The sequence below is a fragment of the Microcella sp. genome, from assembly GCF_030645145.1.
Lineage (GTDB): Bacteria > Actinomycetota > Actinomycetes > Actinomycetales > Microbacteriaceae > Microcella.
This window is the reverse complement of record NZ_JAUSMI010000050.1, coordinates 1-13402: the sequence shown is the minus strand read 5'-3', so window position 1 is coordinate 13402 and position 13402 is coordinate 1. Positions and strand designations below refer to the sequence as shown.

Genomic DNA, 13402 nt, shown 5'->3' with positions numbered 1-13402 from the left:
GTGGCGGCGGCGGCGGTCGAGCTCAGAGGGCGCGTCGAAGGATCTCGACTACGTCCTCTTCGCGCGGCTGCACGGGAGCGTTGATCGTCACGGCGTCGGCGAGCGTGTCGCGCGCGAGCGACGAGAGAGCCTCCTCGGTGACACCGAAGCCCGACAGCGGCGCGGTCATGCCGACCCGTCGAGCGAGTTCTCCGACGGCGACGATCGCCGCCTCGGCGTTCTCGGCTTCGCTCGCGTCGGTGCGGCCGACGCCGAGCGCGAAGGCGACGCGAGCGATGCGAGCGCGGCGCGCCTGGAGGCTGAACCGCAGGACATCCTCGACGACGATGCAGAGCGCGAGCCCGTGCGGAATGTTGAACTGGCCGCCCAGCGGGTGGGCGATGCCGTGCACGAGGCCAAGACCCGTGTGCGAGAAACCGACGCCAGCGACATGGCTCGCGAGCAGCAGCTCGGCGCGCGCCTCGAGGTCGGAGCCGTCGGCGACGGCTCGCGGCAGGTGTTCAGCGACGGTCGAGATCACCTGCAGGGCGATGCCGTCGGAGTACGGATTCGCGCGCACGGAGAGGTACGACTCGAGCGCGTGCGTCAGCGCGTCCATGCCCGTGGCGGCCGTGGGCCCGGGCGGGAGCCCGATCGTCAGCTCGGGGTCGAGGATCGCCGCGTACGCGAGGGCGCTCGCATGCCCGACGTAGAACTTGCGGTGCCCGACGACGTCGGTGATGACGCCGAAGGCGTTGACCTCGGCGCCCGTGCCAGCCGTGGTCGGAATGGCGATGATCGGCAGGGCGGTGTTCTCGAACGAGGAGGTGTAGTCGAGCTCGATGCCTCGCTGCGGATTGACGGCGCCGAGCGCGATGCCCTTCGCGGCATCCATCGACGAGCCGCCGCCGACCGGCACGACGAGGTCGGCCTCAGCGGCCGCGGCGGCATCGCTGCCCGCGTCGACCGCGGTTGTCGTCGGGTTCGGGGCGACGCCGTCGAAGACCGTCACGGTGATGCCGGCCGCCTCGAGCGAGGCGCGCACGGCAGCGACGACAGGCGTCGTCGCGAGGAAGGAGTCGGTGACGATGAGCGCGTGCTGCGCGCCTAGTGAGGCGGCGACCGAACCCGTCATGCTCACGGCGCCGCACCCGAAGTGCGCCGTGGGCTTGGGGTCGAGCGTGAGCGACTGCGGTGCAAGCGGGGAGGGCAGCGGAGCGAGGCCCGTGGGCGCGAGGCCGGTCATCGGTCGGCTCCGGCGAGGCGCAGCTCCTGGCCGATGAGATCTTCGTACAGCTTCATGGGTGTCATCTCCCCCGCACGGTCGCCGTATTGGGCGCGAGCTCGGCGGTAGATCTGCTCGACGAGGCCACTGAGCTCGGCGGGCACGCCGACCGAGCGTGCGAGGTCGATCGAGAGCCCGAGGTCTTTGCACGCGAGGGCGATCGCGAAGCCCTCGTCATAGTCGCCGTGGTCGAGCACCGAGAGCACGTCGCGCTCGACGAACGTGCTGTTGGCGGGGCTCGCGATGAGCGAGCGGCGCAGCACGTCGAGGTCGACGCCGGCCTTGACGCCGATCGCGAGCACCTCGGCTGTGGCGACGAGGTGCGAGAACCAGAGCTGGTTGATCATGAGCTTGACGGCGTACCCCGCACCGTGACCGCCGACATGGATGATCCGCTCGGGGTCGCCCATCGCCTCGAACACGGGGCGCAGTCGCTCGACGTGCTCGGCGTCGCCGCCGACGAAGATCTGCAGCGTGCCGTTCGCGGCGCCGACCGACATACCCGACACAGGGGCGTCGAGAACGACGAGCTCGGGGTGGGCGGCGCGCACGCGCTCGGCGACCTCGGGGACCGAGGTCGACATGTCGACCCAGGTGAGGCCAGCGCGGGCGCCTGCGAGAAGGCCGGTCGGCCCCGAGAGCACGGCGTCCACGTGCCGCGGCGTGGGCAGCATCGTGATGACGACATCACTGGCGGAAGCGACATCCGCCGCCGTGTCGGCCCAGACCGCGCCGCCCGCGACGAGCGCGTCGCCCGACTCGCGGCGGATGTCGGTGATGACGAGAGGGAAGCCCGCGGCCTGCAGATTGCGGGTCATGCCCGAACCCATGTTGCCGAGTCCGATGAAGCCAACGGTGGGGAGGGAGATGCTGGTCATGAGGTGCGTCACTCGATTCGAAGGGGCGGGCCGTCAGAGACGGTCGTCGCCGAGGTGGATCCAGGTGGTCTTGAGAGCGCTGTAGCTGTCGAGCGCGTGCAGCGAGCGGTCGCGACCCGAGCCGGAGGCCTTGAAGCCACCGAAGGGCGTGATGACGTCGGCGATGTCGAAGGCGTTGACCCAGACGGTGCCGGCGCGCAGAGCTCGGGCGGCGCGATGCGCGGTCGTGACGCTGCTCGTCCACACGGCTGCGGCGAGCCCGTAGGGCGAGTCGTTCGCGATGCGCACAGCCTCCTCGGCACCGCGCACGGTCGTGACGGCGAGCGCGGGCCCGAAGATCTCCTCCTGGCCGATGCGCGAGCGGTTGTCGACGCCGTCGAAGACCGTGGGCTCGACGTAGTAGCCGCCCTCGACCGGCGAGACGCGGTCGCCGCCGATGACCGTGGCGCCCTCGCTGCGGGCGATGGCCACGTAGTCCAGCACGCGCTCGAGCTGGCGCTCGCTCGCGATCGTGCCGATCTGGGTCGCCTCGTCAAGCGGGTCGCCGAGCACGAGCGAGCGCCCGACCGCGACGACCTTCTCGACGAGCTCGTCGTGCACGGCTTCGTCGACGATGAGCCTGCTGCCGCCGTGGCACGTCTGGCCCGCATTGTAGAAGATGCCCCACGCGATGCCGCTCGCGGCCGCGTCGAGGTCCTCCGCGTCGGCGAGCACGATGTGCGGCGACTTGCCGCCGAGCTCGAGGGCCACCTGCTTGCCGTTCGACTCGCCCGCGTAGGTCATGAATCCGCGGCCGACCGCCGGTGAGCCCGTGAACGTGACCTTGTCGACGAGCGGGTGCCGGCCGAGCGCCTGCCCCGCGACAGGACCGAGCCCGGGCACGACGTTGAAGACCCCGGGCGGGATGCCCGCCTCGAGCGCGAGCCGCCCGAGCATGAGCGCCGAGAGGCTCGTGAGCTCGGCCGGCTTGAGCACGACCGAATTGCCCATCGCGAGCGCGGGCGCGATCTTCCACGAGCTGATGATGAGCGGATAGTTCCAGGGCACGACCGCGCCGACGACGCCGAGCGCCTCCCGCGTGACGAGCGCGAGCGCACTCTCCGGCGCGGGCGCCACTTCGTCGTAGACCTTGTCGATCGCTTCGGCGTACCAGCGCACGACACGCGCGGCGTTGGGCACGTCGACCCGGCGCGCGTCGCCGATCGGGTGACCCGAATCGATGGCTTCGAGCAGCGCGAGCTCGTCGAGGTTCTCGAGCATGAGCTCGGCGAGGCGCAGCAGCACGCGCTGACGGTGGCGGCGATCAGAGCGCGACCACACGCCCGACTCGAACGCGGCGGCCGCCGACCGCACCGCGGCATCCACATCGATGTCGGATGCTGCGCTCACGCTCGCGATCAGCCGACCGTCGCGCGGGGCGATCGTGTCGAAGGTCGCACCATCGGCGGCGGGGCGGAACTCGCCGTCGATGAGCAATCGCGTCTCGGGGCGCAGTGCGGCCGCGGCCTCATGCCAGTTCGTCATGACCGTGAGCCTCTCAGACCGTGTAGTGCGCGACGGCGTCGTGGTCGATCACGACGCCCAGCCCCGGACGGTCGGGGACGACGACATCGCCATGCGCGTCGATCGTGATGGGCGTCATGAAGAAGTCGCGGCGCTCCGGGGTCCACCCCGGCGGGTCGTACGGGAACTCGAGGTACGGGCCGGCGTCGACGCCCGCGGCGACGTGAAGGTTGGCGAGCAGGCCGAGACCGTTCGTCCACGTGTGCGGAGTGAAGAAGCGATGGCGAAGGTTCGCCGACTCGGCGACCTGTCGCGCGCGGTACATGCCGACCGCGAGGGCCACGTCGGGCTGGTAGATGTCGAAGGCGTCCTGCTCGATGAGGGCCATCATCTCGGGCAGGCTGCGGACCATCTCGCCGCCTGAGAGCTGCAGGCCCGTCTGCGCGCGCACGCGCTGGGCGCCCGGTACGTCGACCTGGGGCAGGGGCTCCTCGAGCCACAGCACCCCGAGCTCGGCGAGCTCTGCCGCGAGGCGGTGCACCTTCGCGAGTGGGAGGGCGTGGTCAATGTCGCCCGACATGCGCCACATCTGATTGAGGTCGACCATGAGGTCGAAGTCGTCGCCGACCGCCGCGCGCGCGGCGCGCACAGCGGCGACGCCCTCGGAGAGCCGGTCGCGCGCGATGCGGATCTTCATCGCGCGGAAGCCGACCGCCTTCGCGGCGAGCGCCGACTCGGCTCGAGCCTCGGGGCTCAGCAGCTCGCCGCTCGAGGCGTAGGCGGGGAGTCTGTCGCGTGCTCCTCCGAAGAGGACGGAGACGGGCATCCCGGCCACCTGACCGATGATGTCCCAGATCGCCGCCTCGAGCGGCCAGTAGCGGCCGCCATGGAAGTTGATCGTCTCGATGCGGCGCACCTGGTTGATGATCTGCAGCGGATCGGTGCCGACGAAGAGGTGCTCGTAGGCCTCGAAGCCGTCCATGGTGTCGCCCGAGCCGTAGCCCGTGACGCCCTCATCGGTCTCGACCGTGACGAGAGTGGCCGGGAAGGCGCGGCGCGGCTCGGGATCCCAGGCCGCGTTGAACGGCGGGTCGAGGGGAAGATTCAGCCTGGTCAGGCGAATCGCGGTGATCTTCATCGGCTCAGCTCTGCGGGGAGTAGAAGGGGTTGGCGGGGTGGTGACGCGCGGCGATCACATCGTCGGCGCTCGGGAGGCGCTCGGCCCCGTTGCGCAGCGCCGTGAAGGCGGAGAGCCGATTGTGGGCGAAGACGGCGTCGGCGTCGTCGGCGGCGGGGTTCACCCAGACCGCGGCGATGATGCAGTGGCTGTCGGCGTGCTCGAGCGGGATGACGCCCTCGGCGAGCGCGTCGGCGACACCGGCGGCGACACCGGCCTGCGCGGGCCCCCAGATGAGGAGGCCGTGCGCATCGCTGGCCGGGGCGGCCTTCGTGACGAAGAGGGTGAGCGGCTTCACAGGAAGAGAGGGCCGCAGCACTGTGACGAACGGGACGTGTCCCGCGCTCGGGGTGGCGAGGGCTGTCGCCCACGCCACCCCGGCGGGGCCCTCCCGATCACCGAGGACCGTGTTGACGTGCGCGGCGTTCACGCCGTCTCCGACGAAGCTCTCGCCGATCTGGAGGGTGAAGGCCATGACTAGATCAGGCCCTGCTCTTCGAGCCAGTCGCGAGCGATGTCCTCCGGGTCCTCACCGTCGACGTCGGCGAGCGCATTGAGGCGCTGCATCTCGGCGTCGGTGAGCTTCGAAGCGAACATCGCGATGACCTCGGAGATGCCCGGGTACTCGTCGAGCACCTCCTGCTTGAGCGTGAAGCCAGCCTGGTAGACGGGGAAGAACGCCTCGTCATCCTCGAGAACGACCAGGTCGAGCGCGGCGATGCGGCCGTCGGTCGCGAACACCTCGCCGAAGTTGCAGTCGGTGCCCTCGGCGGTCGCCGTGTAGATGACGCCCGTGTCGAGCAGCGCCACGTTCTCGGCCGGCACGTCGATGCCGTAGGCCTCGACGAGACCCGGGAAGCCGTCGTCACGCGTCGAGAACTCGCTCTCGATGCAGAACGTCTGCTCCTCGACGGGGAGGCCTGCGATGTCGCTGAGCGACGAGACGCCGAGCTCCTCGGCCTTGTCGGCGCGGATCGCGAACGCGTACGTGTTGTTCAGCGGCGCCGGATCGAGCCACGCGATGCCGTTGGCCGCGTCGGCCTCCTTGGTCGCCTCGAACTGGGCCTCGGCGCCGACGACGGGAGCCGTGTTGCCGTTATACGTGATCCACGACGTGCCGGTGTACTCCCAGTAGCCGAGGAACTCGTCGCTCTCGAGCGCCGTGCGCACGTTGGCCGAGCCGACGACCTGCGTGTTGACGTCGGTGTCGGCGCCGTACGCGTTGAGCAGCTGGCTCGTGAGGTGGGCGAGGATGTACTGCTCTGAGAAGTCCTTCGAGCCGATCGTGCCGGTGAGGCCCGAGACGAGCTGCTCCTCCTCGGCGACGGGGGCCTCGGCGCCGGCGGAGCAGCCGGCGAGGACGAGGCTCGAGGCGGCCGCGAGGGCCACCAGAGCTGTGGTGCGAGTGCGCATGTGTTCTCCTTGGTGATGCGGGTGGGCGGTGCTTTTCGAAGTGCGGGCGAGCAGCGTCGTCGCTACACGCCTTTCGGGCGCAGCACGTCTTCGACGACGCTTGCGACCCAGTCGATGAGCAGCGCGATGCTCGCCACGAGCACGGCGCCGGTCACGAGTACGGGAAAACGCTGGAGCTTGAGGCCGTTGACGATCATGTCGCCGAGCCCGCCGGCGTTGATGAAGGTCGCGATCGTCGCGACGCCGACGCAGAAGACGAGCGAGGTGCGCAGACCAGCGAGGATCACGGGCACCGCGAGCGGTAGTTCGATGCGCCGCAGCACCTGGCCGCTCGTCATGCCCATGCCGAGCGCCGACTCCTTGACGAAGGGGTCGATCTGCTCGAGGCCGATCATCGTGTTGCGCAGCACGGGCAGGAACGAGTAGATGACGAGCGCGACGAGCGCGGTCGTGTAACCGGTCTGCCAGATGATGGCGAGGAGGATCACGACGCCGACCGCGGGCGTCGCCTGGCCGACGTTGGCGAGCCCGAGCACGAAGCCCCGAGCTGCACGCGATCTCGTTCGGCTCAGCAGGATGCCTGTCGGGATCGCGAGCACGGCGACGAGGATCGACGCCACGATCGTGAGGTTGAGATGCTCGCCGGTGCGCAGAGCGATGTAGTCCCAGTTGAGCGTCCGCTGCTCGATCGAGTCGAGCTCCAGCGTCGACAGCCACAGCAGCAGGCCGCCGAGCGAGAGCACGACGATGACGGGAGTCGCCGCCCGCCGGGCGATGCGGATGCGGCGGTCGGTCCGGCGTGCGGCCGACGCGGTCGAGATCGCGGTCGTGGCGGTCGAGACGGTCACGCGGGCCGCCCCTCGTCGGAGCGCGTCGCGGCGAGCGCCGTGGCATCCGCCCCCAGCGCCGTCGAGATGCGCTCGACCGTCAGCGACCCGACGAGCGAGCCCGACCGGTCGACGACGCCGATCGCGGGGGCACCCGTCACGATGAGCAGGTCGAGCGCATCGCGCAGGCTGTCATCGGTCGCAATGCGGTGGTGGTCGACGGCGGCGGATGCTGCGCCGAGCACCGCGGTCTCGACCGGGATGAGGGCGAGCCGCTTCAATGCCGCCCCATGGCCGATGAACGAGCGCACGTAGGCGTTGGCCGGCTCAGCGAGGATCGCCGCGGGCGTGTCGAACTGCTCGATCTGCGAGCGCTCGCTCAGCACGGCGATGCGGTCGCCGAGCTTGATGGCCTCATCGAAGTCGTGAGTGACGAAGATGATCGTCTTGCCGATCGATTCCTGCAGGCGCAGAAACTCGGCCTGCAGCTTCTCGCGCGTGATGGGGTCGGTCGCGCCGAAGGGCTCGTCCATGAGCATGACGGGCGGGTTGGCGGCGAGCGCGCGCGCGACGCCGACCCGCTGCTGCTGGCCGCCCGAGAGCTGGCGCGGGTAGCGGTGAGCGAAGGTTCCGGGGTCGAGCTGCACCGTCTGCAGCAACTCGTCGATGCGCTCGGCGGTGCGCTGCTTGCTCCAGCCGAGCAGCTTCGGCACGACCGCGATGTTCTCGGCGATCGTCATGTGCGGGAACAGCCCGATCTGCTGGATCACGTAACCGATGTGCCGGCGCAGCTCGCTCGGATCGAGCGACAGGATGTCGCGGCCGTCGATCGTGATCGACCCGCTCGAGGGCTCGATGATGCGGTTGATCATCTTCATCGTCGTGGTCTTGCCGCAGCCCGAGGGGCCGACGAACATGATGAGCTCGCCGGGCTCGGCGACCATCGAGAACTCCTCGACGGCGGGGGCGTCCTGCCCGGGGTAGACCTTGCTGACTCGGTCGAGAACGATGCGGGCGCCGTCAGTGCGGCTCGCGATCTGCGTGAGGGCGGTGTCGGTCGATTCAGGCACGGAGACCCCTTGAGGTGGTGAGGCGAGTGATCTGGACGAAGGCGGCGTCGACCACGAGCGCGAGGATGATGACGCAGAGCGTGCCGGTGAGCGCGAAGTTGAGCGCGTTCTTCGATCCGAGCGACGAGAGGCCGTTGAAGATGAGAGTGCCGAGACCGGGCCCGGCGACGTAGGCCGCGATTGCGGCGATGCCGATGGTCAGCTGGGCGGCGACGCGTACGCCCGTGAGGATGATCGGCCACGCGATGGGCAGCTGGATGCTCATCATGCGCTTGATCGGACCCATGCCCATTCCCATCGCCGACTCGAGGACGCTCGGCGGCACCTCGCGGAGGCCGACGATCGTGTTGCGCACGATGGGCAGGAGCGAATAGAAGGTCAGTGCGATGACGGTGCTCGTCCAGCCGAGGCCGAAGGGCCGGATGAGCAGTGCGAGGAGGGCGAGGCTCGGGATGGTGAGCGCGACGCCCGCGGCCGCGATGACGATCGCGGCGGGGATCGGCTTGTTCCAGGTGAGCATGCCGACGATGACGCCGATGACCATCGCGATCGCGAGGGAGATGAGCACGACGACGAGGTGCTCGACCATCAGCTCGAGGATGTCGTCCCAGCGGCGCGACCAGAAGGTCAGCAGGCCGGCGAGATCGAACGGGGTCACACGTGCTCCTCACTCAGCGTCGAGCGATCGCGCCCCGGGGTGGGCGGTTGAGTCACGGTAGGTCGGACTGGATCATTTCGTCAACGCTAGTTGTCAGTATGGCAACACCGGGGCTAGGCTCGCGCCATGCCGAGCACGACTTCGGGCCCCGCCGCCGCACCCCGGCGCAACTCCGCCGGGCTGCAGCGCGACCTGGAGCTGCTCGAGCTGCTCGCGACGCCCGAGAGCGTGAGCGCGGGGGGTCTCGGCGTCAGTCGCGTCGCCGCCCTCGCCGATCGCGACAAGGCGGTCGTCTCGCGCACCCTCGCAACGCTCGCCGACGCGGGACTCATTGAGAGGGACCCAGACACCCTGCAGTACCGGCTCGGGCACCAGCTCTACGCGCTCGCCGCCCGCACGCGCGAGGCACAGCTCGTCACTCGTGCCCTGCCGTTCCTGCGCCGCGTCGTGCGCGCGACGCATGAGACGACCCACTTGTGCGTGCTGCGCTCGGGCACCGTGCTCACCCTCGTGAGCGAGATGAGCGAGTACGCCTTCCGCGGCGTCGGCTGGGAGGGCGTGAGCACGGCCGCCTGGAACACCTCTGCCGGGCGCGTGCTCGTCTCGAGCTGGACCGAGCAGAACCTGCGCGAGTGGTACGAGGTGCACGGCCACGACCGCGCCATCACGAGCCCGAGCGCCCCCGTGGCGACGGCCTTCGGATCCCCCTCGCCCTCCGAGCCCGTTCCGGGCGCGTCGCTCGTGACCGACGTCGAGGCGTTCCTCGCCGAGATCGCGCGCATCCGACGACAGGGCTACGCGAAGGTCGACGAGGAGTTCGAGGCGGGCGTCGTCGGCGTCTCGGCCCCCGTCTTCGACTTCCGCGGCACCGTCATCGCCGCCATCAACGTCAGCGCCCCGAAGCATCGCCTCGGCGAGCACCTGGATGCCGCGGGTCGCGTCGTCGCGAAGATTGCCCGAGAGCTCTCGGAGCAGCTGGGGGCACCCGAGCGCGGGCTACGCGCCACCGAGGGCTAGATCGGGTGCCGTCTCGGCTTCGCCGTCGTACGCTCGACTCATCCGCGCTCACCGACGACGCGGAAGGAAGGAGCCGACGTGAGCGACGCCGCGACGCGCACCCACGAGCTCCCCTCCGCACTCGACGCCGACCTCACCGCGCTCCGTCGAGGCGCGGCCTCCTGGGTCGCGAGCGACCTCGCCACCAAGCGCGCCCTGCTGCCCGAGCTGCGCCGCGCCACCGCCGCGGCCGCCGCCGACTGGGTCGCCGCCGCGTGCGCCGTGAAGCAGATCGACCCGAGCAGCCCTGCCGCCGGCGAGGAGTGGTCGAGCGGCCCCTACGCCGTCATCACCGCGACGAGCGCGCTGGAGAAGACCCTCCGCACGATCGAGCGGGGCGGCTCCCCCTTCACCGACCGTCGCGTCGACCGCGCCCCGCAGGGCCGCGTCGCGATCCGCGCCTTCCCGTACCTGCCGAAGGACGCCGTGCTCCCCGGGTACTCCGCCGACGTCTGGCTCCGCCGCGGCGTGAGCATCGAGGATGCCCGTGCGGGCATCGCGGGAGCCCTCCGCGATCGTGATCGCGCGCCCCTGGTCACGGCGGTGCTCGGCGCCGGGAACATCACGGGCATCCCGGCCCTGGACGTGCTGACCGCCCTGTATCAGGAGGCGAGCGCCGCGGTCGTGAAGCTCAACCCCGTGAACGCGCACGTGGGCGAAGCCCTGCGCGCGGCGTTCGCTCCCGCGATCGAGCGCGACCTCGTGCGCATCGTCGAGGGCGACCACGAGGTCGGGCAGGCGCTCATCCACCACCCGGACGTCGACCGCATCCACATCACCGGCAGCCGCGCGAGCCACGACACGATCGTGTTCGGCGCGGGCCCCGACCGCGAGGCGCGCCGCCTGGGGCGGCGGCCGATCCTCGACAAGCCGATCACGAGCGAGCTCGGCGGCGTCGGCCCGGTCATCGTCGTCCCGGGCGGGGCCGACGGCGCGCGCGGTCGCGACCGCTGGACCGACGACGACCTCGACACCGTCGCCCGCGGCATCGCGACCGAGCGCCTGCACAACTCGGGCTTCAACTGCATCGCGACGCAGCTCGTCGTGATCCCCGCCGAGTGGGAGCACGCCGACGCGCTCGTCGCGAAGCTCCGCGGGCACCTCGCGGCCGCACCCGTTCGCCCCGCCTACTACCCCGGAGCGGCCGAACGGCGCGACGCCGCGGTCGCCGGCCACCCCGACGCCGTGAGCCTCGGCGGAGACCCCGCCGCCGCGCGCGCCCTCGTCGACCATCTCGACCCCGCCGACGAGACCGAGCCGCTCTTCACGACCGAGGTCTTCGGGCCCGTGCTCGGCGTCGTGCGCGTGCCGTCGGCGCCCGCCCGTGACGGCGTCGTCGACCCGGCGGCCTTCCTCGACGCCGCGGTCGCGTTCTGCAACGGCCGCCTCGCGGGGACGCTCGGTGCGGGCATCGTGATCCACCCGCGCACGCGCCGCGCCCTCCGCGGAGCCCTCGACGCGGCGATCGCGACCCTCGAGTACGGCACGGTCGGCGTCAACTGCTGGGTCGGCCCGCTCTTCGGCATGCCCGGCGCGACATGGGGAGCGTTCCCGGGGCACGAGGTGCACGAGGTCGGCAGCGGCATCGGCGTGGTGCACAACGCCCTGCTGCTCGACCCCGCGCACGTCGAGCGCACGGTCGGCCACGGGCCGTGGCATCCCACCCCCACACCGCTCTGGTCGGTCGACAACCGCACGGCGCACGTGACCGCCGAGCGCCTGACGCGCTTCGCCGGCGATGATTCCGCGGGCGCGCTTCCCGCGGCGGTCGCCACGATCGCCAGCTACGTGAGGGGCTGAGGATGCTCGGCGCACGCCCGACCGCGCCCGAGTCGCACCGCGCGACCGACCCAGGGTCTTACGGCCCCGACCAACACCCCGACCACCACGACGTCATCGTCATCGGCTCCGGCTTCGGCGGCTCGGTCGCCGCGCTACGCCTCGTCGAGAAGGGCTACCGCGTGACGGTGCTCGAGGCGGGCCGCCGCTTCGCCGACGACGAGTTCGCCCAGAACTCCTGGAGCCTGCGCAAGTTCTTCTGGGCGCCCGCGCTCGGCCTGCTGGGCATCCAGCGCATCCACCTGCTCGACGACGTCATGATCTTGGCCGGCGCTGGCGTCGGCGGCGGCTCGCTCGTCTACGCCAACACGCTCTACCGTCCGGCTTCGGACGCGTTCTTCCACGACCGGCAGTGGGCGCACATCACCGACTGGAAGGCCGAGCTCGACGCCTACTACGACCAGGCGAGCCGCATGCTCGGCGTCGCGCTCAACCCGACGATCACGCCCGCCGACGAGATCATGCAGAAGGTCGCCGCCGACCTGGGCGTGCCCGAGAGCTTCCACCTGACCCCGGTCGGGGTGTACTTCGGCGAGGGCGCGGGCGTCGAGGCGCCCGACCCCTTCTTCGGCGGAGCCGGCCCCGCGCGCCGCGGCTGCCTCGAGTGCGGCGAGTGCATGACGGGCTGCCGGCACAACGCGAAGAACACGCTCGTCAAGAACTACCTGCACCTGGCTGAGTCGGCGGGCGCGGTCGTGCAGCCGCTGACGACCGTCACGCGCGTCGCGCCTCGACCGGGCGGCGGGTACACCGTCACCACCCGCCGCACCGGGAAGGGCCGCCGCTCCGAGCGCACGCTCACCGCCGACCAGGTCGTCGTCGCCGCGGGAGCGTGGGGCACCCAGCAGCTGCTGCACCGCATGAAGGCCGAGGGGCATCTGCCGGGGATCTCCGACCGGCTGGGCGAGCTGACGCGCACGAATTCCGAGGCCCTCGGCGGAGCATCCACCGCCCTGCGTCACGCGCGCGGCGTCGACATGACGCGGGGCGTCGCGATCACGTCGTCGATCCACCCCGACGAGCACACGCACATCGAGCCCTGCCGCTACGGCCACGGCTCGAACGCTCTCGCGCTGCTCGCGACGCTCGCCGTTCCCGGCGGTCGCCGCACGCCGCGCTGGCTGCTGTGGATCGGCCAGCTGCTGCGCCACCCCGCCCGCGTCGCGTCGATGGTCGTCGGCCTCGGCAGCTGGAGCGAGCGCACGATCGTCGGCCTCGTCATGCAGAACCGCGACAACTCGCTCACGGTGCGCGCTGGGCGCGGGCTGTTCGGGCGGTTCCGGCTGCGATCGAGTCAGGGGCACGGGGAGCCGAACCCGACCTACCTGCCCGAGGCGAACGAGGCGTACGGCCTCATGGCGAAGCACATGAGCGGATTCGCGCAGTCGGGCATCAGCGAGGTCTTCGACGTGCCGATGACGGCGCACTTCCTCGGCGGATGCCCCATCGGCGACTCCCCCGCGACCGGCGTCGTCGACCCGTACCACCGCGTGTTCGGCCATGAGGGCCTGCACGTCGTCGACGGAGCGGCGATCTCGGCGAACCTCGGCGTCAACCCGTCGCTCACGATCACCGCGCAGGCGGAGCGCGCCTTCGCCCTGTGGCCGAATCGCGGCGAGGCGGATGCTCGGCCCGCGCTCGGCGCCGCCTACCAGCCCGTGCCGCCGGTGACCCCGCGGTCTCCCGTGGTGCCGGTCGGCGCGGCGGGCGAGCTGCG

12 protein-coding genes are annotated in these 13402 nt (G+C 71.1%); 3 read left to right on the top strand and 9 right to left on the bottom strand.

The features are described 5' to 3' along the window. Positions 1–22: 22 nt before the first annotated feature. From Q7T15_RS02825 to Q7T15_RS02785, 9 genes are all read right to left on the bottom strand, one after another. A complete protein-coding gene (locus Q7T15_RS02825; protein ID WP_304693073.1) occupies positions 23–1225 on the bottom strand; it encodes an iron-containing alcohol dehydrogenase family protein in 1203 nt (400 codons plus the stop codon). Then, positions 1222–2142: an NAD(P)-dependent oxidoreductase gene (locus Q7T15_RS02820; protein WP_304693071.1), complete on the bottom strand. Its 921-nt coding sequence runs from the start codon at positions 2140–2142 to the stop codon at positions 1222–1224. Before Q7T15_RS02820 ends, Q7T15_RS02825 begins: the two co-directional genes overlap by 4 nt. A gap of 33 nt (positions 2143–2175) precedes the next feature. Next, positions 2176–3666 carry an aldehyde dehydrogenase gene (locus Q7T15_RS02815; RefSeq protein ID WP_304693069.1) on the bottom strand — a complete coding sequence of 497 codons (1491 nt, stop codon included), beginning with the start codon at positions 3664–3666 and terminating at the stop codon, positions 2176–2178. Positions 3667–3679: 13 nt separating this feature from the next. Next, the gene (locus Q7T15_RS02810) at positions 3680–4783 is read right to left on the bottom strand and encodes a mandelate racemase/muconate lactonizing enzyme family protein (RefSeq protein WP_304693067.1); all 1104 of its coding nucleotides are present in this window, start codon (positions 4781–4783) and stop codon (positions 3680–3682) included. A gap of 4 nt (positions 4784–4787) precedes the next feature. Further along, the gene (gene fae, locus Q7T15_RS02805) at positions 4788–5297 is read right to left on the bottom strand and encodes a formaldehyde-activating enzyme (RefSeq protein WP_304693065.1); all 510 of its coding nucleotides are present in this window, start codon (positions 5295–5297) and stop codon (positions 4788–4790) included. Positions 5298–5299: 2 nt separating this feature from the next. Next, a complete protein-coding gene (locus Q7T15_RS02800) occupies positions 5300–6235 on the bottom strand; it encodes a glycine betaine ABC transporter substrate-binding protein (RefSeq protein WP_304693064.1) in 936 nt (311 codons plus the stop codon). A 62-nt stretch (positions 6236–6297) separates the two neighbouring features. Next, positions 6298–7083, bottom strand: a complete 786-nt coding sequence (locus Q7T15_RS02795) for an ABC transporter permease (protein ID WP_304693062.1) — start codon at positions 7081–7083, stop codon at positions 6298–6300. Further along, on the bottom strand, positions 7080–8132 hold the full coding sequence (locus Q7T15_RS02790; protein WP_304693060.1) for an ABC transporter ATP-binding protein: 1053 nt from the start codon (positions 8130–8132) through the stop codon (positions 7080–7082). The genes Q7T15_RS02795 and Q7T15_RS02790 overlap by 4 nt, the downstream gene beginning before the upstream one ends. Next, a complete protein-coding gene (locus tag Q7T15_RS02785) occupies positions 8125–8790 on the bottom strand; it encodes an ABC transporter permease (RefSeq protein WP_304693058.1) in 666 nt (221 codons plus the stop codon). Before Q7T15_RS02785 ends, Q7T15_RS02790 begins: the two co-directional genes overlap by 8 nt. A 126-nt stretch (positions 8791–8916) precedes the next feature. Here Q7T15_RS02785 and Q7T15_RS02780 point away from each other — a divergent pair, with 126 nt between their 5' ends. The 3 genes from Q7T15_RS02780 to Q7T15_RS02770 all read left to right on the top strand — a co-directional run. Then, positions 8917–9807, top strand: coding sequence for an IclR family transcriptional regulator (locus Q7T15_RS02780; RefSeq protein WP_304693056.1), 891 nt, complete (start codon positions 8917–8919; stop codon positions 9805–9807). Between the two features lie 78 nt (positions 9808–9885). Continuing rightward, the gene (locus tag Q7T15_RS02775) at positions 9886–11646 is read left to right on the top strand and encodes an aldehyde dehydrogenase family protein (protein WP_304693054.1); all 1761 of its coding nucleotides are present in this window, start codon (positions 9886–9888) and stop codon (positions 11644–11646) included. A gap of 2 nt (positions 11647–11648) precedes the next feature. Further along, positions 11649–13402, top strand: a 1754-nt coding sequence (locus Q7T15_RS02770) for a GMC oxidoreductase (RefSeq protein WP_304693052.1), incomplete at its 3' end; no start/stop codon positions are given.